The sequence below is a fragment of the Agromyces sp. NPDC029043 genome (assembly GCF_055564615.1).
Genome location: NZ_JBVHVX010000006.1, coordinates 12,481 through 33,850, shown reverse-complemented (window position 1 = coordinate 33,850; position 21,370 = coordinate 12,481). Strand labels below are relative to the sequence as shown.

At 71.9% G+C, this 21,370-nt stretch carries 23 protein-coding genes; 9 read left to right on the top strand and 14 right to left on the bottom strand.

Annotated features, from left to right (window positions below; genetic code table 11):
• Positions 1-74: 74 nt before the first annotated feature.
• The 5 genes from ACZ4TW_RS09545 to ACZ4TW_RS09525 form a co-directional block, all read right to left on the bottom strand.
• On the bottom strand, positions 75-935 hold the full coding sequence (locus ACZ4TW_RS09545) for a PhzF family phenazine biosynthesis protein (protein WP_465542386.1): 861 nt from the start codon (positions 933-935) through the stop codon (positions 75-77).
• Between the two features lie 67 nt (positions 936-1,002).
• The gene (locus ACZ4TW_RS09540; RefSeq protein ID WP_465542384.1) at positions 1,003-1,524 is read right to left on the bottom strand and encodes a metallophosphoesterase family protein; all 522 of its coding nucleotides are present in this window, start codon (positions 1,522-1,524) and stop codon (positions 1,003-1,005) included.
• Positions 1,525-1,639: 115 nt separating this feature from the next.
• A complete protein-coding gene (locus ACZ4TW_RS09535) occupies positions 1,640-2,092 on the bottom strand; it encodes a VOC family protein (RefSeq protein ID WP_465542382.1) in 453 nt (150 codons plus the stop codon).
• A 107-nt stretch (positions 2,093-2,199) separates the two neighbouring features.
• Positions 2,200-2,685 carry an SRPBCC family protein gene (locus ACZ4TW_RS09530; protein ID WP_465542380.1) on the bottom strand — a complete coding sequence of 162 codons (486 nt, stop codon included), beginning with the start codon at positions 2,683-2,685 and terminating at the stop codon, positions 2,200-2,202.
• A complete protein-coding gene (locus ACZ4TW_RS09525; protein ID WP_465542378.1) occupies positions 2,682-3,029 on the bottom strand; it encodes an ArsR/SmtB family transcription factor in 348 nt (115 codons plus the stop codon). The genes ACZ4TW_RS09530 and ACZ4TW_RS09525 overlap by 4 nt, the downstream gene beginning before the upstream one ends.
• Before the next feature lie 217 nt (positions 3,030-3,246).
• On the opposite strand from ACZ4TW_RS09525, the gene ACZ4TW_RS09520 reads away from it, so the two are divergent.
• Together ACZ4TW_RS09520 and ACZ4TW_RS09515 are read left to right on the top strand one after the other, a co-directional pair.
• Positions 3,247-3,702, top strand: a complete 456-nt coding sequence (locus ACZ4TW_RS09520) for a VOC family protein (RefSeq protein WP_465542376.1) — start codon at positions 3,247-3,249, stop codon at positions 3,700-3,702.
• 106 nt (positions 3,703-3,808) lie between these two features.
• Positions 3,809-4,129 (top strand): DUF7882 family protein, encoded by a 321-nt coding sequence (locus ACZ4TW_RS09515; protein WP_465542374.1) that lies wholly within the window; start codon positions 3,809-3,811, stop codon positions 4,127-4,129.
• A gap of 46 nt (positions 4,130-4,175) precedes the next feature.
• Here the strand turns inward: ACZ4TW_RS09515 and ACZ4TW_RS09510 are convergent, their stop codons facing one another.
• Genes ACZ4TW_RS09510 through ACZ4TW_RS09495 form a run of 4 tightly spaced genes read right to left on the bottom strand, consistent with a single transcriptional unit; the run spans position 4,176 to position 5,657 of the window.
• A complete protein-coding gene (locus ACZ4TW_RS09510; protein ID WP_465542372.1) occupies positions 4,176-4,565 on the bottom strand; it encodes a TFIIB-type zinc ribbon-containing protein in 390 nt (129 codons plus the stop codon).
• Positions 4,566-4,596: 31 nt separating this feature from the next.
• A complete protein-coding gene (locus tag ACZ4TW_RS09505) occupies positions 4,597-5,286 on the bottom strand; it encodes a UdgX family uracil-DNA binding protein (RefSeq protein ID WP_465542371.1) in 690 nt (229 codons plus the stop codon).
• Positions 5,287-5,295: 9 nt separating this feature from the next.
• Positions 5,296-5,439: a hypothetical protein gene (locus ACZ4TW_RS09500; RefSeq protein WP_465542369.1), complete on the bottom strand. Its 144-nt coding sequence runs from the start codon at positions 5,437-5,439 to the stop codon at positions 5,296-5,298.
• Between the two features lie 14 nt (positions 5,440-5,453).
• Positions 5,454-5,657, bottom strand: a complete 204-nt coding sequence (locus tag ACZ4TW_RS09495; RefSeq protein WP_092668238.1) for a cold-shock protein — start codon at positions 5,655-5,657, stop codon at positions 5,454-5,456.
• A gap of 335 nt (positions 5,658-5,992) precedes the next feature.
• Here ACZ4TW_RS09495 and ACZ4TW_RS09490 point away from each other — a divergent pair, with 335 nt between their 5' ends.
• Positions 5,993-6,811, top strand: coding sequence for a sulfite exporter TauE/SafE family protein (locus ACZ4TW_RS09490; RefSeq protein ID WP_465542367.1), 819 nt, complete (start codon positions 5,993-5,995; stop codon positions 6,809-6,811).
• 54 nt (positions 6,812-6,865) lie between these two features.
• Here the strand turns inward: ACZ4TW_RS09490 and ACZ4TW_RS09485 are convergent, their stop codons facing one another.
• Genes ACZ4TW_RS09485 through ACZ4TW_RS09475 form a run of 3 tightly spaced genes read right to left on the bottom strand, consistent with a single transcriptional unit; the run spans position 6,866 to position 10,026 of the window.
• The gene (locus ACZ4TW_RS09485) at positions 6,866-8,278 is read right to left on the bottom strand and encodes a hypothetical protein (protein ID WP_465542365.1); all 1,413 of its coding nucleotides are present in this window, start codon (positions 8,276-8,278) and stop codon (positions 6,866-6,868) included.
• A complete protein-coding gene (locus ACZ4TW_RS09480) occupies positions 8,268-8,987 on the bottom strand; it encodes a TIGR03943 family putative permease subunit (RefSeq protein WP_465542363.1) in 720 nt (239 codons plus the stop codon). Before ACZ4TW_RS09480 ends, ACZ4TW_RS09485 begins: the two co-directional genes overlap by 11 nt.
• Before the next feature lie 4 nt (positions 8,988-8,991).
• Complete coding sequence (locus ACZ4TW_RS09475; protein WP_465542362.1) at positions 8,992-10,026, bottom strand: permease; 1,035 nt, start codon at positions 10,024-10,026, stop codon at positions 8,992-8,994.
• 41 nt (positions 10,027-10,067) lie between these two features.
• On the opposite strand from ACZ4TW_RS09475, the gene ACZ4TW_RS09470 reads away from it, so the two are divergent.
• Both ACZ4TW_RS09470 and ACZ4TW_RS09465 read left to right on the top strand, forming a co-directional pair.
• Positions 10,068-10,604 carry a GNAT family N-acetyltransferase gene (locus ACZ4TW_RS09470; protein ID WP_465542360.1) on the top strand — a complete coding sequence of 179 codons (537 nt, stop codon included), beginning with the start codon at positions 10,068-10,070 and terminating at the stop codon, positions 10,602-10,604.
• A 230-nt stretch (positions 10,605-10,834) separates the two neighbouring features.
• Positions 10,835-11,857: a TerC family protein gene (locus ACZ4TW_RS09465; protein WP_465542358.1), complete on the top strand. Its 1,023-nt coding sequence runs from the start codon at positions 10,835-10,837 to the stop codon at positions 11,855-11,857.
• A 9-nt stretch (positions 11,858-11,866) separates the two neighbouring features.
• On the opposite strand, the gene ACZ4TW_RS09460 is transcribed toward ACZ4TW_RS09465, so the two are convergent.
• A complete protein-coding gene (locus tag ACZ4TW_RS09460) occupies positions 11,867-13,126 on the bottom strand; it encodes an RNA polymerase sigma factor (protein WP_465542356.1) in 1,260 nt (419 codons plus the stop codon).
• Positions 13,123-13,506, bottom strand: coding sequence for a YciI family protein (locus ACZ4TW_RS09455; protein ID WP_465542354.1), 384 nt, complete (start codon positions 13,504-13,506; stop codon positions 13,123-13,125). Before ACZ4TW_RS09455 ends, ACZ4TW_RS09460 begins: the two co-directional genes overlap by 4 nt.
• A 231-nt stretch (positions 13,507-13,737) precedes the next feature.
• Between ACZ4TW_RS09455 and ACZ4TW_RS09450 the strand changes: the two genes are divergently transcribed.
• From ACZ4TW_RS09450 to ACZ4TW_RS09435, 4 genes are all read left to right on the top strand, one after another.
• Positions 13,738-13,911 carry a CsbD family protein gene (locus ACZ4TW_RS09450; RefSeq protein ID WP_092675329.1) on the top strand — a complete coding sequence of 58 codons (174 nt, stop codon included), beginning with the start codon at positions 13,738-13,740 and terminating at the stop codon, positions 13,909-13,911.
• Positions 13,912-14,140: 229 nt separating this feature from the next.
• On the top strand, positions 14,141-15,874 hold the full coding sequence (locus ACZ4TW_RS09445) for an ABC transporter ATP-binding protein (protein WP_465542351.1): 1,734 nt from the start codon (positions 14,141-14,143) through the stop codon (positions 15,872-15,874).
• Entirely contained in the window at positions 15,871-18,006 is a 2,136-nt protein-coding gene (locus ACZ4TW_RS09440; RefSeq protein WP_465542349.1) for an ABC transporter ATP-binding protein, read from the top strand. The genes ACZ4TW_RS09445 and ACZ4TW_RS09440 overlap by 4 nt, the downstream gene beginning before the upstream one ends.
• Before the next feature lie 183 nt (positions 18,007-18,189).
• Entirely contained in the window at positions 18,190-21,360 is a 3,171-nt protein-coding gene (locus ACZ4TW_RS09435) for a M14 family metallopeptidase (protein WP_465542348.1), read from the top strand.
• Positions 21,361-21,370 lie beyond the last annotated feature (10 nt).

The window sequence follows — 21,370 nt, the reverse complement described above, 5'->3', positions numbered from 1 at the left end:
GGTGCGCCGCGCGAACGAGCCTAACCCGGGCTGCGGCATCCGCTTTCCCCCTTGCGCGGCCGTGGGGAGGGTGCTCAGCCGATCGGCACCGCCGCACCGCTGACGACGATGCCGCCGCGCTCGGGGATATCGACGACGAGCTCGCTCGGGCGGCCGACGTGCCGCCCCTGGTGGATCACCACGCGCGCGGGCGGCGTCACGGCGCCGAGCCCGCGCAGGTATCCGCCGACGGCCGCGGCGGCGGCGCCGGTGGCCGGGTCCTCGGTGATGGTGCCGACCGGGAAGATGTTGCGCGCCTCGAAGCGCAGGCCGCCGTCGACGTCGTCGGTCAGGCGGCGCAGCACCGCGATGGTCGCCGGCCAGCCGTGCTCGTCCATGAGTGCGCGTGCCCGTGCCGGGTCGAACGCGAACCCGTCGAATGCGGCCGCGTCGGCGACGACGAGCACCGGGTGGCGGTTGCCGGCGAAGGCGATGCGCGGCGGATGGCGCTCGTCGAGCGCGCCGGCCGAGAGGCCCGTGAGCTCGAGCAGCGCATCGAGCACGCCGTCGGGCATGGGCTCGACCGACGGCTCGACGCTCGTGAAGGCGGCGCGCAGCGCGCCATCCGCCTCGATCGTCTCGATGGCGACCTCGCCGACCGGGGTCGCGAAGCGCACACGACCGGCACCCTGGCGTTCGGCGATCGCGACCGCCGTGGCCACGGTCGCATGTCCGCAGAACGGCACCTCGGCGACGGGCGAGAAGTAGCGGATGTCGCGCGCTCCCGCCGTCTCGCCCGTGACGAACGCCGTCTCGGCGTAGCCGACCTCGCCCGCGATGCGCAGCATGTCGGCGTCGTCGAGCCCGCCGGCGTCGAGCACGATCCCGGCGGGGTTGCCGCCCGAGGGGTCGGTCGTGAAGGCGGCGTAGCGGAGGATCTCGGCTGCGGAGTTCACCCGCCCATCCTCGCTCCGTCCGGCGGGTGCCGTCGCGGTCCAGTCGGGCTTCGGTGGCCTGATCGCCTCAGCGGGCCGGGTCGCGCCACCCGGGGTCGACCGGCACGAGGCGCACGTCCACGAGTCGCCCCTCGTGCGTGGCCGCGGTCATGAAGGTGCCGACGGGCTGGCGTCGGCGGTCGGTGGGCGAGCCCGGGTTGAGCAGGCGCAGGCCGCTCGGCGCGACGGTGTCCCACGGGATGTGGCTGTGCCCGAACACGAGCACGTCGACGTCGGGGAAGGCGGCGGCGATGCGGGCGTCGCGACCGGCGGCCGACCCGGTCTCGTGGACCACGGCGAGGCGCACGCCGTCGATCTCGGCGCGCGCGACCTCGGGCAGCCTGGCCCGCAGCGCCGGCCCGTCGTTGTTGCCGTACACCCCGATGAGCCGGCGCGCCCGCGCCTCGAGCGCGTCGAGGGTCGCGACATCCACCCAGTCGCCCGCGTGGATCACGACGTCGGCGGCGTCGATCGCGGCCCAGAGCTCGGGCGGCAGGTCGCGGGCCCGCTTCGGCAGGTGCGTGTCGGAGAGGAGGACGAGCGTGCTCACGCCTCCATCCTCCAACGCCGCCCCGTGGTCCAGCAGGCGCGCAGCGGCGTACCGAGACCCGTGAACGCGGATCGATCTCGAGACGCTCCTCCGGCGCTGCTCGACCACCGGCGCGTCAGCCGGCGGCGTCAGCCTCCTGCTCGGCACCGAAGCGCTGGCGCGCCTCGACCGGGATGAGCGGATGCGTCGCCCGCGCGCGGATCTGCTGGACGGCCCACGTGTTGCCGTCGGGATCGGCGAAGCCGAAGAACGTGCCGCCGTCGCGTGGGTCGATCACCTGGATCGGGCCGGCGTCGACGCCGCGACCGACGAGCTCGGCCCGTGCGGCCTCCGCGTCGGCGACCACGAGCTGCACGCCCTTGAGCGAGCCCGGTTCCATCTCGCTCTGCGCGGGGAGCGTGCCGATCACGATCGAGCAGCCCGAGCCCGGCGGCGTGAGCTGCGCGAACCGGTGCGGGCCGGCGTGCGTGTCGTGGTCGAGCGCGAAGCCGACCCGGTCGCGGTAGAACTCGATCGCCCGGTCGATGTCGGCGACGGGCACGATGACGACCTCGAGGGTCCAGTCCATGGGATTCTCCGTTTCCATTGGGCCGCGAGGTGACGCGAACGGGTGCTCGTCGGCGATCGACGAGCCGTTCCCGTCATCTCACGGCGCGGGGTGAGCGGGGGTCGGGGTCAGCGGGCCAGCAGCGCATCGAGTCGCGCGTACCCCTCGACGACGCCGCGCTCCATGCCGCTCTCGACCATGGCGTCGCGGGCCTCGACCGTCGGGAAGACCGAGTGGCCCCGCAGCCTCGTGCGGCCGTCGCCGAGGTCTTCGAACGTCATCGCGTCGAGGCTGACGACATCGGGCGCGCCCTCGAACTCGAAGGTCTGCACGGCGAGCTCGTTCTCGCGCACGGTGTGGAACGTGCCGTTGAACGCGTACGCCTGGCCCTCGGGGTCGCGGTGCACGTAGCGGTAGCCGCCCTGCGGACGGAAGTCCCACCGTTCGACGGTCATCTCGTACCCGTTCGGGCCGAGCCACTGCCGCACGAGGTCGGGGTCGCGGTGCGCCTCGAACACGGCGGCGACGGGCGCGTCGAAGATGCGCTCGATGTCGACGAAAGGCAGCCCCGCAGGGGCGGTGATGGTGACCGGGTTCGCGGTCTCGGTGGTCATGATGACTCCTTCGGGTCGGTGCCGGCGAGCAGCGCGTCGAGCCGTCGGTACTGCTGCTCGTGGATGAGGCGGTAGCGGTCGATCCACTCGGTGAGCGTCTCGAGCGCAGCCGCGTCGAGGTGCACGGGGCGACGCTGCGCGTCGCGGGTCCGGGTGACGAGTCCGGCGGACTCGAGCACCTGGATGTGCTTCGACACCGCCTGCTTGGTGATGTCGAACGGTTCGGCGAGTTCGTTGACCGTGGCCGATCCGCGACTGAGCCGCGCGACGATGCCGCGCCGCACGGGGTCGGCCAGCGCCATGAAGGCGCGGTCGAGCCGTTCGTCGGCGGCGCTCGAGATCATGATCAACCAATCATTTGATCAACGTGTTGGTTGTCAATGTACGCTGGCAACCGCCGGGCGTCAAGGGGTGCGAGGCAGCGGATGGCGCGACATCCGCTCGCCCGACCGCGCTGGCGGCGCCGACCGCACGACCCCCTCGCGCCCGTGCCCTCCGGCGCGGCAGAATCAGCGCGGCGGCATCCGACCCGCCGCCCGCGCTTCGACCGAGGAGACCAGCATGCCCGTGCGACTCAACCCCTACCTCAGCTTCCGCGACGAGGCCCGTGCGGCCATGGAGTTCTACCACTCGGTGTTCGGCGGCGAGCTCACCCTGAGCACGTTCGGCGAGTTCGACGCGAGCGAGGACTCCGCCGAGGCCGACAAGATCATGCACGGACGCCTCGTGGCGGACGGCCTCGAGCTGATGGGCGCCGACACGCCCAACGAGCTGCCCTACGAGGCGGGCACGAACTTCGCCGTGTCGCTGAACGGCGGACCCGACGACGAGGCGGCGCTGCGGGGCTACTGGGAGGCGCTCGCCGAGGACGGCGACGTGACGATCCCGCTCGAGCGCTCGCCCTGGGGCGACGTGTTCGGCATGCTCACCGACCGGTTCGGCGTGCAGTGGATGGTGGACATCGGTCAGCCGGTACCGCCGTCGGGACCGGCGGAGTCCGTTTCCGACGACGAATAGCCGGAATCGGAACCTGTTCCACAATTTTCGCTAGACAATCTAGTTACGCGATAATCTCCCCTCATCGATGCCGCCACCCGCGGCCAGGGCACGACGAGGGGACACGATGGGACAATTCGTCTACGGGACCGCCGGCCACCGCTACGAGGTCGACGACACCACGCTGCGACACCTGCGGGCCGCCATGATCGCCAAGCTGCGCCGGACGGAGCCGTTCGCCCTGACGCTGCGCGGCCCCGGCACCGGCGGCGCCGCCGAGACGCTGTGGATCCAGCCCTCCATCGCACTGCGGTTCATGTTCGACGCCGAGGAGACCGGAACGCTCGACCGCGAGCGGCTCGAGAAGCTCGTCGCCGCGGCGAACTCGGCCGGCGGCATGCACATCGACCTCGCACCGGCCGAACGGCGACTGGCGCTCGCGAGCTGACCGCCCGACCGTCGGCGAAGCCCACGACGGAGTGCCGGAACGCGCGTCAGTCGAAGAGCTCGGAGAGCCAGTTGTCCTTCTTCTTCTTGCGCGGGTAGCCCTGGTCGTAGCCGCGGTCGTCGTACCGGCGATCGTCGTACCGGCGGTCGTCATAGCCGCGCGTCGCCTGCCGGAGCACGTCCATCGGGTTCACCGGATAGCCCTGCTGCTGCGGGGTGGGCTGCTGCGGCGCGACCTGCGGCGCCGGGGCGGCCGGCGGCGCCTGGGGCGCGGACTGGGCCGCGGGCGGCGCACCGAACTCGCGCCCCGCGCGCTCGATGATCTTGTCGAGCTCGCCACGGTCGAGCCACACGCCGCGGCACGTGGGGCAGTAGTCGATCTCGATGCCGCTGCGCTCGCTCATCACGAGCACGGCGCCGTCGTTGGGGCACTGCATGCTGACTCCTTCATCCGGGTGCCCGGCGAGCCTATCGGTGCGAGCTGCGTGCGACCTCGGCGGCCGCCGACAGGTCGTCGACGAGTCGGTCGAACGCGGCCTCCCGCGCCGGGGCCTCCCGCACGCGCAGCACCGCCGACGGATGCTCGGTGACGACGGCGGGCGCGGCGAGCGCCGCACCGCGCGCGTCCTCCGTCAGCACCCGACCCCGCACCTCGCCGATGCGGACCTCGCCGCCGAGCACCGCCCGCGCGGCCGTCGCACCCAGGCAGACGACGACGCGGGGCTGCACCACCTCGAACTCGGCCTCGAGCCACGGATGGCACGCCACGACGTGCCCGACCGCGGGCTTGGCGTGGATGCGGCGCTTGCCGCGCTGCTCGAACCGGAAATGCTTGACGGCGTTGGTCAGGTAGGCGTCGCCACGGCGGATCCCCGCCGCCTCGAGCGCGCGACCGAGCAGCAGCCCGGCCGGTCCGACGAACGGCTCCCCCTCGCGGTCCTCGCGATCGCCCGGCTGCTCGCCGACGAGCATGATCTCGGCGCGCGCGGTCCCCGACGAGAAGACGACCTGCGTGGCGTCGCGGTACAGCTCGCAGCCGCGGCACTCCGGTGCGGCGGCGCGCAGGCCGTCGAGGTCGGGGTGATCGGGAACCCACGCGTCGGCGCCGGGTCGCTCACCGGCGCCACCGGGGCGCTTCGCTTCACCGGATGTCGCCATGGGGCGAGGCTACGTGGCGGTGCGCGCGCCGCCCAGTCGCTTGCCCCGGATGCCCTCGGGTGGTAGCCGCACCTGCGCGGCATCCGGAACCCCGGAGACGGCGAACGCCGGGCCGGACCATGCGGTCCGACCCGGCGTACGGGTGCGGGCCATCGGCCCGCGTGCGCTCAGATCGCGCGGATGTTCTCGGCCTGCAGGCCCTTCTGGCCCTGGACGACCTCGAACTCGACGTTCTGGCCCTCCTCGAGCGAGCGGTAGCCGCTGCCCGTGATGGCGCTGAAGTGCGCGAAGACGTCGGGGCTCCCGTCGGAGGGAGCGATGAAGCCGAAGCCCTTTTCGGCGTTGAACCACTTGACGGTTCCGGTTGCCATGCTGGTATTTCCTTCGTTCGTACTGGGCCGAACGGTTCGGCCCCTCACGTTCGGCCGGGCGGCCGTCCGCAGCCCGTCGGCGGATGCCGTGCGGGCGATGTCCGTGGGTCGCCGCGCCTCGCGCGCCGTCGCCCTCGGTCTCGGGTCATGCCATGCGGATCGTGCCGCCTCCGGGCAATCAGTCGTGAAGCGGGCGGGCGCCCGCAGGTGGAGGAACCCCGATTCTAGCCCACACCCGCGCCGGAAGGGCAGGTGTGTCCACAGGTGTCACCACACGGGCGCACATGGGGACTCCTCCGATGGGTCCGATGCGGGCGCATCGGTAGGGTGAGCGGGTGACCACGCCCCCCGCCGCCACGCCGCACTCCGAGCGACCCCGCGCGGCCGCGTGGCGCTTCGCGCTCGTCGGCGTGATCGGCGGCGTGCTCTCGGGCATGTTCGGCGTCGGCGGCGGGATCGTGATGGTCCCGCTGCTGATCCTCCTGGCGGGCATGGACCAGCGGCGCGCGTCGGCGACCTCCCTTGCGGCGATCGTGCCGACCGCCGTCGCCGGCTCGATCGCGTACCTCGTGAACGGACAGGTCGACCTGGTCGCCGCAGCGCTCGTGGCGATCGGCGGCATCGCCGGCGGATGGATCGGCGCGAAGCTGCTCGCCCGCCTCCCCCTCGAGTGGCTTCGGTGGCTCTTCATCGCACTGCTGGTCGTCGTGGCCATCCGCCTCGCGGTCGCCGCGCCCGACCGGGCCGCCGACCCGGTGCCGCTCGAGATCGGCCCGGCGCTGGGGCTCGTCGCGCTCGGCCTCGTGGTCGGCATCGCCTCGGGGCTCTTCGGCGTCGGCGGCGGGCTCATCATGGTGCCCGCCTTCATGACCCTCTTCGGCCTGGGCGACCTCATCGCGCGCGGCACCTCGCTCGTCGCGATGATCCCCACGGCCGTGAGCGGAACCCTCACGAACGTGCGCAGCGGCCTCGTCGACCTGCGCGCGGCACTGATCGCGGGCATCGCGGCGACGCTGGGGGCGCTCCCCGGCGTGGCGCTCGCGTTCCTCGTCCCGCCCGAGCTCGGCGGCTGGCTGTTCGCGGCGCTGCTCGTCGTCGCCGCCGTGCAGCTCGCGGTGCGGGCCATCCGCGCGCAGCGTTCGTCGCGATCGTGAGCGCCGACGCGGTCACCGCGCTCGGCGTGGCCCTGGGTCGCTGAGCCGAGCGCCTCAGCGGCACCAGTCGGTGAGCCCGCCCGGCAGCGAGAGCACCACGCGTCCGTCGGCGAGGTCGACGAGCGTCGTGAGCGTGCCCCTCGTCCAGGGCTCGCCGGGGTAGCCGTCCTCCTCGGCGACGACGCCGGCGGTCTCGACCGCGACGAGCCGGCCGCCGGGCGCGAGGCAGTACTCGAGCATGCGGCTGCCCGACGGCGGGGCGTACGCGATCGAGGTGCCGGCGGCATCCGCCCGGGCCAGCAGGGACGCGAACCCGCTCTCGCCGTCGAGGAGCAGCACGTCGACGAGGTGCGCGCCCTCGGCGTCGAGCGAGGTGACGCGACCGGGGTACGCACCCTCGGGCAGGTCTGCGGCCGGCAGCTCGAGCGTCGTCGATTCGCCCGTCGCGAGGTCGAGCGTCGCGCCGCGGTCGGGGTCGGCCACGACGAGCGTGGTCGTGCCCGGAAGCGCGCCGCGCAACTCGGCGTGCGAGCCGAGCGGCGCGGGGGGTGCGGCCCCGAGCGGGTCGACGAGGAACATGGCGCCGTCGCGGTCGTGCACGACGACCGACGGCGAGCCGGGCACGAACATCCAATCGGCCACGAGCATGGGCCGCCCGTCGAGGCCGAGCACGGGTTGCGGCGTGCCGCCCGGCGCGCCCGAGACATCGACGAGGTACAGCGTGCTCGTCGCGGCGTCGGCGGCGCCGGCGACGACGAAGCCGATCCGGGGATGCGTCGTGGATCCCGCGATCGAGGTCACCGTCCCCGGCTCCGGCAGGGCGAGCGGCGCCGGCGGATCGGCCTGCCCGGCGGTCGCGAATCGGAGCCGGGTCGAGTCGTCGGGCAGGAGCTCGACCGCGGCGACCACGTCGCCCGCGTGCGCGAACGACCGGATGCGCGGCGCAGCCAGCACGACCTCGGGCTCGCCGCCTCCGGTCGAGGCGCGGACGATCCGGTCCTCGGCGCCGTCGGCGCTCCGCCGCTGCAGCACGTGCAGCGTCTCGGCCTCAGTCGTGAAGGCGTGCTCGAGCGTCGCCGCCGGCCCGCCCCCGGCCGCGGTCACGCCGTCGACCTCGACCGAGTACGCCTGGGACGGCCGGAGGGGCGCGTCGAACGTGACGCGCACGACCTGGTCGTCGACCGCGACGGAAGCCTCGGCCGCGGGTTGGACGCGCAGCGATCCCACCTCGCCGACCGGCTGGTTCAGTCGGAACGCGACGGTCGCCCCCGCGAGCCGCGTGGCATCCGATGTATCGGCCGCCGCCTCGAGCACGCGCGGCCCGCGGAAGGCGTTCGCCGCGCCGAGCGCGACGACCAGCACGACGAGCGCGGCGACCACGGCCCCCACGAGCCGGGCGAACCGGCGCGCCTCGTGCGCCTCCCGGCGCGCGGGCGAGGCCGCAGACGACGTGGCGTCAGAAGACATACGGCTGCTCCGGCTGCTCGGTCGGCTCCACCGACTCGGGCACGAGCACGAGCGAGGCGCCGCCGTCGGGGTCGTCGGCGAGCCGTCCGCTCGCCGAGATCCACTGGTCGGCCTCGAATCGGTCCTGCCAGCCCGGCAGGTGCACGGGGACCCCGACGGGCTGCGCGTCGACCGCGCAGCACGTGACCGTGAACCGCGCGACGTAGAACACGTCGTCGGAGTCGCCGGACGGGAGCACGAACCCGGTGACCTCGATCGGGTCGGCGAAGTCGGCCGGGTCTGGGTTCTGGCGCAGCAGCAGCGCCCAGTCCTTCACGGTGAACGTCGACGGGTCGCCTCCCACGAGCTGCGGCACCGAGTCGCCGACGGCGGCGGCCGCGTTCAGCTCCCGCTGCGACGCGGTGGCGCTCGAGAGCGTCGCGGGCGGCAGCACGAGCAGGGCGACGGCGGAGGCCACGACGACGAGCACGCCCGCCGCGGTCCCGATGCGGCGGCGAGCGGATGGCGCGGCGTGGGCGTGCTCGTCGCCTCGCGCCGTCGGGACCACGGCGAACGCCGCCACGAGGAACACCACCGCGATCAGGGCCATGATCACCGTGAAGACGAAGTACCGCGGGTGGATGTACAGCCCCAGCCGGCCGGTCGCAGCGAGCCAGGCCGTCGCGACCACGCCCAGCGCGGCGAGCGCGACGCCCTTCCAGCGATCCACGAACTCACGCAAGCGCATTCACCCCCAGCCCGATCGCGGCCGCGGCGAGCGCGACGACGAGCGAGACCTGCACGAGCGTGCGCCCCGTGAACGTCGTGCGCATGAGCGCGAGCATCTTGATGTCGATCATCGGCCCGAACAGCAGGAACGCGATGATCGCGCCCGGCAGGAACGTCGAGCCGAACGCGAGGATGAAGAACGCATCGACGTTCGAGCAGATCGAGATCACGAACGCGAGCGCCATGAGCGCGAACACCGACCAGATCGCATCCTGGCCGAGGCCGACGAGCACGTCGCGCGAGACCGCGACCTGGATGGCGCCCGCGATCGCCGACCCGACGAACAGCGCCGGCAGCATCGCCGAGGCCTCGTCGGCGAACATGCGCACCGCGCGGCGGGGCTTCGGCTCGCCGTCGTGATCGTGGTCGTGCGCGCACGCCGCCTGGAAGCCGGGCGTGAGCATGCGCTGCGGCTCGGGGTGGCGGCTCAGCATCCAGCCGACGAGGTTGGCGATGAGGAACCCGCCGACGATCCGCCAGGCGAGGATGCCGTCCTCCCAGCCGAACGCCTGGTAGGTCACGATGATCGTGACCGGGTTCAGGATCGGCGCGGCGAGCAGGAACGTCATCGACTCGCCCACCGAGAGGCCGCGGAGCATCAGGCCGCGCGCGAGCGGCATGTTGCCGCACTCGCACACGGGCAGCAGCACGCCGAGCAGCGACAGCGCCGCGCGGCGCAGCCACGGCGTGCGCGGCAGGCGGCGCAGCAGGAAGTCGGAGGGCAGCAGCAGCTGCACGCCGATCGAGAGCACGATCCCGAGGAACACGAACGGCAGGCTCTCGATGACGACGCTGATCGCGAGGGTGATGCCGTCGCGGAGCCCGTCGCCGAGCGCCTCGCCCGTCTCGGCGGGCGCGAGCACGCGTATCGACAGGAGGAGCAGCAGCACGCCGGCGCCGATCGCGAGCCCGGTCCCCCGTCTGCGGCGCCCGACGGCTCGCCGGCGCGGCGACTCGATCGTGGGGGCGGTCGGGCTCATCGCCTTCTAGGGTACGCGGGCGGTGCGGCAGGATCGTGCCCATGAGCGACGCGACCGTCCACCCGCCGACCCTCGACCCCGACCCGCGCCATCCGTCGCTATCGTTCCGGCGCGCCGACGTGGCCGATCACGCGCGCGTGGTCGCGGTGATCCCCACGTGGTGGGGCCTGCCCGGCACCGCCGACCTCGGGCGGCTGCTTCCCCGGCTCTTCTTCCAGCATTTCGCCGACACGTCGACGATCGTCGAGGATGCCGCGGGCGAGCTCGCCGGCTTCCTCATCGGATTCCGCTCGCAGTCGCAGCCGCAGGTCGCGTACATCCACTTCGTCGGCGTGCGGCCCGACCTGCGGCAGTCGGGCCTGGCGCGCACGTTGTACGAGCGCTTCTTCGCCGCGATGCGCGCGAGCGGATGCCGCCGCGTCGACGCCATCACGGGGCCCGTCAATCGGCGCTCCCAGGACTTCCATCGCGCCATGGGCTTCGAGTCGACCGGCGACGCCGAGATCGACGGCGTGCTCGCCTGGCGCGACTACGACGGGCCCGGCGAGCACCGGGTCGCCTTCACGCGTCGGCTGTAGCGGCAGCCCCGCGCCATCCGCTCGCCTTCGAAGTCGCTGTGAACCCGCCCGGGCCATGCCGAGACGGCGTGCGCCGACCCGGCCCGTCGTGGTGCGATGGAGGAGGAGGGGAGTAGTCCCCGCGGGATGCGTCGCCATTCCGGGCCCGCCGACCGGGCCCCGGCGCATCCGAGCCGATCGCTCGGACGAGACCTCCGGTTGCCATACGACCTGACAACTGGAGGAAGACGATGGACGTCCCCCTGTACGCCTGGTTCGCCGTGCTCGCCGCGATCGTGACGATGCTCGCGATCGACCTGTTCGCCCACCGCAGGGCCCACGCCATCGGCGTGCGCGAGGCGCTCGGCTGGTCGGTCGTCTGGGTGCTCGCCGGCATCACGTTCGGCATCGTGGTGTGGAACGCGTGGGGCGCCGAGTTCGGGCAGCAGTACTTCGCCGGCTACCTGATCGAGAAGTCGCTCGCGGTCGACAACGTGTTCGTGTGGGCGATCATCTTCGCCTCGTTCGCGGTGCCGCGCGAGTACCAGCACCGCGTGCTGTTCCTCGGCGTGCTCGGCGCGCTCGTGCTGCGCGGGCTGTTCATCGCCGCGGGCGCCGCGCTCATCGAGAACTTCTCCTGGGTGCTCTACGTGTTCGCTGCGTTCCTGATCCTGACCGGCATCCGGATGCTGCTCACGCGCAACGAGCACGTGCACCCCGAGCGGTCGCGGACGCTCCGGCTGTTCCGGCGGTTCGTGCCCATGACCGACGCGTACCACGGGCAACGATTCCTGATCCGGCGCGCCGGCGTCGTGGTCGCGACGCCGCTGCTCGCGGTGCTGGTGCTCGTCGAGGTCACCGACGTGATCTTCGCGGTCGACTCGATCCCCGCCATCTTCGCGGTCACGAGCGAGCCGTTCCTGGTGTTCACGGCCAACGCCTTCGCGATCCTGGGCCTGCGCGCGATGTACTTCCTGCTCGCCGACCTCATCCACCGCTTCCGCTACCTCAAGCTCGGGCTCGCGCTCGTGCTCGTCTGGGTCGGCGTCAAGATGGCGCTGCTCGACGTGTTCTACATCCCGACGCCGGTCTCGCTCGCGGTCGTCGCGGCGATCATCGGGGTGTCGATCGGCGCGTCGCTCATCGCGACGCGGGGCGAGGGGCGGCACGCGGTCGAGGCGGCGCCGGCCGGCGCGTTCCGGGTCGCGAGCGCGTCCGAGCTCGCGGCCGCCGAGCCGGTGTTCCGGCGGTCGCGGGCGCTCACCCGCTCCTGATGCGGCGGGTCAGGCGCCCGAGGCCTTCGCCTCGAGGTAGCGGCGCTCGGTCGCGTTCAGCGCGAGCCGGGCAGCCACGGCGAACTCGGCGCGCGCCTCGAGGTCGCGGCCGGCCCGCGCGAGCAGGTGCGCGCGCACGGCGTGCACGCGGAAGTGCCCGGCGAGCGCCGGCTCCAGTGCGACCGCCTCCAGCTCGCGCAGGCCCGCCTCCGGCCCGTGCACCATCGCGACCGCGACGACCCAGCCCAGCTCGACCATCGGACCCGGCCCGACCCGGCGCAGCAGTTCATACAGCGCGAGCACCTGGGGCCAGTCCGTGTCGTCGGTCGAGGGCGCCTCCGCGTGCAGCGCCGCGACCGCGGCCTGCAGCTGGTACGGGCCGGGGGCGGATGTCGCGAGCGCGCGCTCCACGAGCGCCGTGCCCTCCGCGATGAGCGCGCCGTCCCACCGCGACCGGTCCTGCTCGTCGAGCGGCACGAGCACGGGCGGCGCGCCCGGCGCGTCGACGCGGAGCCGCGCCGGCCGCCGCGACTCGGTCAGCAGCATGAGGGCGAGCAGCCCGTCGACCTCGCCGCGCCACCGCGCGTGGGGCGGCGCCACCGCTCCCAGCAGGTGCGTCAGCCGGATCGCCTCGGCCGACAGGTCGGCGCGCGCGAGCGACTCGCCCGCGCTCGCCGTATGACCCTCGGTGTACATGAGGTGCAGCACCTGGCACACGGCGGCGACTCGGTCGGGCAGCTCGTCGGCCCGAGGCATCCGGAACCGCCCGCCTTCGGCGCGGATGCGCGCCTTGGCGCGCGAGATGCGCTGCGCCACCGTCGCCTCGGGAACCAGCAGGCCGCGCGCGATCTCGGCCGTGGTGAGCCCGCCGACCGCGCGGAGGGTGAGCGCGAGCTGCGCCGGACGCCGCAACGCGGGGTGGCAGCACAGCAGGAACAGCGTGAGCGAGTCGTCGCGGTCGGAGGAGTCGCCGCCCTCCGCGGGTTCGAGCAGCGCGTCGCGTTGCTCGCGCGCGCGCCGCGCGGCATCCCGGCGCACCGCCTCGACGTACCGCCGGTGCGCGACCGTCACGAGCCAGGCCAGCGGCTGGTCGGGCGGCCCGTCCCGTTCCCATTGCACGGACGCCGCGACGAGCGCCTCCTGCACGGCGTCCTCGCTCGCGTCGAAGTCGCCCGTGCGCCGGACGAGCACGGCGAGGGCCGAGGGTGCGGCCTCGCGAAGCGTCGCCTCGATCTCGCGACGCCGCACCCCCGGTACGGACGCGGTCACGCCACCGACGTCTCCGCCGACGCGTCGACGGCGAGGATCGGGTGGACCTCCACGCCGCCCCACGACGCCTCGGGCAGGCGACCCGCGATCTCGACGGCGCGCTCGAACGAGGCGACGTCGACGAGGTAGTACCCGCCGAGGAACTCCTTCGTCTCGGCCAGGGGCGCATCGCCGGCCACGGGCCCGTGATCGCCGACGGTGATCGTCTTCGCGGCCTCGGGGCCGACGAGCTGCTCGGCGTCGACGAATTCGCCGGCCTCCTGGAGGTCGTCGGTGAGCTGCAGGTACACCTGCATGCCCTCGGTCTGCTGCTCGGGCGTGAACGAGTTCCACTCGGCGCGCCACTCGGGATTCGACTTGATGAGGATGAGGTACTTCACGGCGTCGCTCCTTGCTTCGCTGCCGGCGGGAGGCGGTTGCGCTCCCATCAGTATGTCGAGGCCGCGCGCCGGTTCTCGACACGATTCGGCGAACTCGTGCGGGCCGGCGGGCGCGTTTAGCAGAGCGGTTCCCGCGTGGCAAGGCCTGTCGCCGCATCCGGGCACCGGCCTACCGTGGTCTCGACGGCGCATCCACGAGGTGCGACGAAAGGGATCGAATGGGGGATCCGCATGGGTGACAACGACAAGATCCAGCACAAGGCCGAAGAGCTCGGCGGCAAGGCCAAGGAGGCACTCGGAGACGCGACCGACAACGAGCGTCTCGAGGCCGAGGGCCGCGGCGAGCAGACCGAGGCCAACCTCAAGCAGGCCGGCGACAAGGTGAAGGACGCCTTCAACTCGTAGCCGGTGTTCGGCGGATGGGGCGCGTACCGCGGGGGTGCGCGCCCCATCGTCGTGTTCGGGGGATGCCGCTGGACCGAGCCGGCCCGCCGGACGATCGCCTCCGTTTGGGATTGCGCCCTGAGCGATATCCGCCTCGCGGCGGATGTCGGTGGGGTGCGCTTGGATGCAGACTGTACGGGCGCGTCGTCGCGCCCACATCCAGCCACCTCGTTCCGTCGCGGAGATCCCAATGCTCGGTCGATTGCTCATCCGCTACCTGAAGCCCTACCGCTGGCTCCTGGTCGGCGTGCTCGCCTTCCAGGTCGCCTCGGTCGCCGCGACGCTCGCCCTGCCGCAGCTCAACGCCGACATCATCGACGAGGGCGTGTCCAAGGGCGACACCGCGTACATCTGGTCCACCGGCCTGCTCATGCTGGCCATCTCGCTCGGGCAGATCACCGCCGCGATCATCGCGACGTACTTCGCCGCCAAGGTGGCAATGCGGGCTGGGCGCGACATCCGCAACGACGTCTTCGGCAAGGTCAGCGGGTTCTCCGAGCGCGAGGTCTCCCGCTTCGGTCCCGGGTCGCTGATCACGCGCAACACGAACGACGTCCAGCAGGTCCAGATGCTCGCGATGACGGGCGCCACGATGCTCGTCAGCGCTCCGCTCATGGCGATCTTCGGCATCGTCATGGCGCTCCGGCAGGATGTGGGGCTGAGCTGGCTGATCTGGGTGTCCGTCGTCACGATCCTCCTGGTGGCGGGCATCGTGATCAGCCGGATGGTGCCCCTGTTCCGCAACTACCAGAAGCGGCTCGACACGGTGAACCGCGTGCTCCGCGAACAGCTCACGGGCATCCGGGTGGTCCGCGCGTTCGTTCGCGAGCCAATCGAGCGGGAGCGGTTCGAGGTCGCGAACCACGACATCATGGATGTCGGCCGGCGCGTCGGCACGCTGTTCATCACGCTGTTCCCGCTGTTCATGCTCGTGCTCAACGTGACGGTGGTCGGGGTGATCTGGTTCGGCGCGTCCGAGGTCGAGTCGGGCAACACCGAGGTCGGCACGTTGTTCGCATTCATGCAGTACGTCGGGATCATCCTCGGCGGCGTGCTCATGGCCGCGTTCATGACGATCATGATCCCCCGTGCCGCCGTGTCGGCCGAGCGCATCGCCGACGTGCTCTCGACGGAGTCGACGCTGCCGCGGCCCGAGCGGCCGATCGGCGCGTTCCCCGAGCAGGGCACGGTCGAGTTCCGCGAGGTCTCGTTCCAGTACCCCGGGGCCGAGCACGCGGTACTCGAGGGCGTGTCGTTCCGCGCCGAGCGCGGTGAGACCATCGCGATCGTCGGCTCGACCGGCGCCGGCAAGACCACGCTGGTCTCCCTGATCCCGCGACTCTTCGACGCGACCGGCGGTGCCGTGATGGTCAATGGGATCGACGTGCGCGAGGCCGATCTCGAAGCCCTGTGGAAGACCATCGGACTCGTGCCGCAGCGGCCGTTCCTGTTCTCCGGCACCGTGGAGTCGAACCTGCGCTTCGGTCGCGAGGAGGCGACCGACGCCGAGCTGTGGCACGCGCTCGAGATCGCGCAGGGCCGCGACTTCGTCGCCGAGATGGAGGGCGGCCTCGGCGCGCGGATCGCCCAGGGCGGCACCAATGTCTCGGGCGGCCAGCGCCAGCGGCTCGCGATCGCGCGCGCGATCGTGCACCGGCCCGAGATCCTCGTCTTCGACGACTCCTTCTCGGCCCTCGACCTCACGACCGATGCTCGGCTCAGGCAGGCGCTGTGGCGCGAGCTGCCCGACGTGACCAAGGTCGTCGTCGCGCAGCGCGTGTCGACCATCACCGATGCCGACCGCATCGTCGTGCTCGACGACGGCCGCGTCGTCGGGCTCGGCCGCCACGAGGAGCTCGTCGAGACGTGCCAGACCTACCGCGAGATCGTCGAATCCCAGCTCGGAGTGGAGGCCCAGGCATGAGCGGCGAGTCGAATGCGCCCCGGGGCCGTCGCGCCGCCCGCCTGCCCGAGGCCGCGCCGGGCGTCACCCCGGCCGCCGAGCTCACGCTCGACGAGATCGAGGAGCAACAGCTCGCCGAGGAGGCGCGCGTCAACTCGGGCGACTGGAACGCGATCGCCCCCGGCAAGGCGCAGGACTTCGGCCGCAGCTTCCGCCGCATGATCGGCCTCCTCGCGCCGTGGAAGTGGTCGTTCGCGTTCGTCTCGCTGCTCGGCGCGATCGGCGTGGTCCTCACCGTGATCGCCCCGAGGGTGCTCGGCGAGGCGACGAACGTCATCTTCGAGGGCTTCATCTCGCTGCAGCTGCCTCCGGGGGTCACGCAGGAACAGGTCGTCGAGCAGCTGCGCGCCACCGGCCAGGACGACCTCGCGAACATCGTCGGCGCCGCGAACCTGACCCCGGGCGAGGGCATCGACTTCGTGCGGCTCAGCCAGCTCGTCATCATCGTGCTGCTGCTCTACGTCGTGGCCTCGATCCTGTCGTGGATCCAGGGCTACGTGATCAACGTGATCATGGTGAAGGCCATGTACGGCCTGCGCGAGCAGGTCGAGGCGAAGATCCACCGCCTGCCCCTCAGCTACTTCGACCGCACCCAGCGCGGCGAGCTCATCTCGCGCGTCACCAACGACATCGACAACATCACCCAGACGATGCAGCAGTCGCTCTCGAGCGCGCTCACGAGCATCCTCACGGTGATCGGCGTGCTCGTGATGATGTTCTCGATCTCGTGGCAGCTCTCGTTGGTCGCGCTCATCGCGCTGCCCCTCATGGCCGTCATCTTCGGCATCATCGGCCCGAAGTCGCAGGCCGCGTTCGGCATCCAGTGGAAGAAGGTCGGGCGGCTCAACGCCCGCGTCGAGGAGTCGTTCTCGGGCCACGCGCTCGTCAAGGTCTTCGGGCGCGAGCGGGATGCGAGCGAGAAGTTCCGCGCCGAGAACGAGGAGCTCTACGAGGCCGCGTTCAAGGCCCAGTTCCTCGCCGGCATCATCATGCCGGGCATGATGTTCGTCGGGAACCTCACCTACGTGGGCATCGCCGTGCTCGGCGGACTCATGGTGGCGAGCGGCCAGCTCCGGCTCGGCGATGTGCAGGCATTCATCCAGTACTCGCAGCAGTTCACGCAGCCGCTCTCCCAGCTCGGGGGAATGGCCGCGGTCGTGCAGTCCGGCACCGCGTCGGCCGAGCGCGTGTTCGACCTGCTCGACGCCGACGAGCAGGAGCCCGACGCCGCCGACGCACCCGCGGTCGTCGAGGGCCGCGGGGTCATCGAGTTCGAACGCGTGTCGTTCTCGTACACGCCCGACCGTCCGCTCATCCGCGACCTGTCGTTCCGGGTCGAGCCCGGGCAGACCGTCGCCATCGTCGGCCCGACGGGCGCCGGCAAGACGACGCTCGTGAACCTCATCATGCGGTTCTACGAGCTCGACGGCGGCCGCATCCTCATCGACGGGCAGGATATCTCCGAGCTCACCCGGCACGACGTGCGCGCCCGCACCGGCATGGTGCTGCAGGACCCGTGGCTGTTCGGCGGCTCGATCCGCGAGAACATCCGCTACGGGCGCGAGTCGGCGACCGACGACGAGATCGTCGCCGCTGCGAAGGCGACCTACGTCGACCGGTTCGTGCACTCGCTGCCCGATGGGTACGACACCGTGCTCGACGAGGAGGCGTCGAACGTCTCCGCGGGCGAGAAGCAGCTCATCACGATCGCACGCGCGTTCGTGGCGCAGCCGAGCGTGCTCATCCTCGACGAGGCGACCTCCTCGGTCGACACCCGCACCGAGCTGCTGCTGCAGCACGCGATGGCCGCGCTCCGCCAGGGCCGCACGTCCTTCGTGATCGCGCACCGGCTCTCAACCATCCGCGACGCCGACCTGATCCTCGTGATGGAGCACGGCGACATCGTCGAGCAGGGCACGCACGACGAGCTGATCGCGGCGAAGGGCGCGTACTTCCGCCTGTACAACTCGCAGTTCGAGCAGGCGGCCTACGACCTCGACGCCGAGTCGGCCGGCGACGATGCGGGCACGGGCGGCCCGGTGACCGAGGCGGTCGCGACGACGAGCGAGGGTGCCGACGCGCGCGTCGACTGAGCACGAGCACCACGCTGCGGTCGTGCCGTGCTCGGCGCGCTGCCCGCGGCCAAGCGTCCTGCCAGGCCATCGCCTTCGGGGACGTTCGGCCGCGAGCGGCGTGGATTCTCCGCTTCCTCTTGACCTCCCTCGAACGGGCGGAGAAAGATGAGCCCCGTTCATGCCTGAACCGAGGGGGGTTCCATGTTCCGTCGACTCGCTGTCGCCACTGCCGCTGCCGCACTGGTCGTCTCGGGGGTGAGTGCCGCACCAGCGATGGCGAGTCCACCCCCATCAGGCGACCCTGGAGCTCCGGCCGTCGCCGTGTACGAGGGCACCGTCGACGCCGACGGCCTGCGCGCGATCGCCGAGCTCGGCGTCGACCGGGCCGAGGGCGAGCTCGTCGTGGAGCCGACGGCGGACGGCACGCAGTTCACGGTCGGCGTGATCCTGCCGGCCGCCCAGGCCGACCAGCTCGCGGCGCAGGGCATCGAGCTTTCGCCGAAGACCGACGGCCGGCAGCAGCTCCGGTCGTTCGAGGCGCAGGCCGAGCCCGAGGGCGTGTTCCGTACGTACCTCGGTGACGGCGGCATCCAGGAGGAGCTCGCCGCGCAGGCCGCTGCCTACCCCGACATCGCGGAGCTCGTCACGTTCGGCGAGACCTGGGAGGGAACCGACATCCAGGCCGTTCGGGTCACCCGCAACCCCGGCAAGGTGGCGGACGGCACGCGGCCCGCGACCGTCTTCCTCGCCGCCCAGCACGCACGCGAGTGGATCACGCCGGAGATGGTGCGTCGCCTGCTGGACGAGGTGCTGACCTCGTACGGCAGCGACCCGAAGATCACCCAGCTCGTGCAGACGACCGAGATGTGGTTCATCCCGGTCGCGAACCCCGACGGGTACGACTTCACGTTCACCGAGGGACAGCGGCTGTGGCGCAAGAACCTGCGCGACAACAACGGCAACGACGAACTCGACTCCGGCGACGGCGTCGACCTCAACCGGAACTTCGAGACGCGCTGGGGCTACGACAACGAGGGCTCGTCGCCGAACCCGGTGAGCCTCACGTACCGTGGGCCCTCGCCCGGCTCGGAGCCCGAGACGCAGGCGCTCGACGAACTGTTCGCCGCGATCACCCCGCAGTTCCTCATCAACTACCACTCGGCGGCCGAACTGCTGCTGCACGGCATCGGATGGCAGGTGGCCACGCCGTCGCCCGACGATGTCATCTACGAGGCCATGGTCGGCGACGACGCGCACCCCGCGGTGCCGGGCTACGACCCCGACATCTCGGCGGAGCTGTACACGACCAACGGCGACACCGACTCGCACATGCAGGAGGCGTACGGCACGCTCGGCTTCACGCCCGAGATGTCGACCTGCCTCGCCGCGGTCGCCGCCGACCCGGCCGATGACTGGACGGAGGAGGACTGCAACCCGGCGTACCAGGGCTTCGACTTCCCCGACGACGAGGCGCTGATCCAGGCCGAGTTCGAGAAGAACATCCCGTTCGCCCTCGCGGTCGCCGAGTCGGCGCTCGACCCCGACGACCCGGTGTCGGTCGTGGACCGCGACGCCGAGGACTTCCGCATCGACAGCTTCGAGGTCTCCTACGGCGACCCGCAGCCGGTCGCCGTCACCGCCAAGCGCGCACTGAAGGGCAAGAAGCTCTTCTACTCGATCAACGGCGGCGACCCCGTCGGCGCGGACCTCACCGAGTGGAAGGGCGGCGAGCGCTACGGCTTCGAGAACGACGACTACTACGCCGAGTACCGCGGCCTCGTCCGCGGCGCGAGCCCGGGCGACTCGGTCGAGGTGTGGTTCGCCGGGACCACGACGGCCAAGGACGTCGGCGCCGGCAAGGCGGGCCGCGTCGAGAGCGAGCACTTCACCTACGAGCTCGTCGAGGACGCCGACCACTCCGTGCTCGTCGTCGCGAACGAGGATTACACCGGGTACAACCCGGAGACGGCGCCGCGCAACGACGGCCCGAAGTACCTCGACGAGCACATCGCCGCGCTCGAGGCGAACGAGGTGACGCCGTCGGTCTGGGATGTCGACGCACGCGGCGTTCCGCACCACCTCGGCGTGCTCTCGCACTTCGACGCCGCCCTCTGGTACCTCGGCGACAACCGCCTGACCCAGGAACAGGAGGACGTGCTCACCCAGTACGGCACGGCGCAACTGCCCGACCTCGCCGTGGCCGAACGACAGCAGTACCTCACGATCGCCATGCGCGATTGGCTGAACGAGGGCGGCAAGGTCGCCTACGCGGGTGAGACGACGGCGTACTACGGTCTCGGCGGCGACCTGTTCGGCGGGATCTACTACGGTCTCGACGGCGCGCCGGAGGAGGACTGCGTGGTCACGTCGGATCCGTTCGCCGATTGCCTCCTGCTCGCCGACGACTTCACCCAGTACTGGATGGGCGGCTACGCCCGTCAGGATTCGGGTGAGCAGGACGGCACGGATGGCACCGCCCCGCCGTTCGACGGCCTCGAGCTCGGATTCGGCGGACCGGCGACGGTCGACAACCCGATCGACGAGGCGGGCGCGTTCGTCGTGACGAGCGACGTGCTCCCTGTCGACGAGTTCCCGCAGTTCGCGAGCGAGGGCGTTGCCGAGTACCCCGACCCGTTCGCGGCGATCGAGGGCGACTGGGCGGCGGCCGCCGGCCACGTGGACGACGGCTACCAGCGGCTCGGACGGACGTACGACCTGACCGGCTTGACGGCGGCAGACAGCCCCGCGTTCGAGGCGCAGATCGGGTTCAGCACCGAGCCGAGCTACGACAACGTCATCGTCGAGGTGCGCCCGGTCGGAACCGACGACTGGACGACGCTCCCCGAGGCGGGCGGCGCCACGACGTCGACCGTGCCGGCGGAGTGCTCGGCCGGCTTCCTCCTCGAGCTGCACCCGTGGCTGGAGCACTACCTCACGCCGGGCAACCCGTGCCTCAACACGGGTGAAACCGGCGAGTGGCACCGGCTCACCGGCTCGTCCCCCTGGATCCCGGTGTCGTACGACCTGTCCGACTACGCGGGAAGCCAGGTGGAGGTCGTCGTGAGCTACGTGACCGACCCCGCCTCGGGCGGCCTCGGCGTCATCCTCGACGACACGAAGCTGGTCACCACGTCCGGCACATCGCAGGCCGAGGGCTTCGAGCAGGGCCTCGGCGCCTGGCAGGTGCTCGGGGCGCCCGAGGGCAGCCCGGAGAACTTCTCCGACTGGGAGCGCTCGGACGGCCTCGCGGAGCTCGCCTCCGTGACGGCCACCGAGGACACGCTGCTCTTCGGCTTCGGCCTCGAGCAGCTCGCGACCGACGAGGAGCGCGCCGAGGTCGTCGGCCGCATCCTCGCGCACTTCGGCGGCTGACGCGCACCGC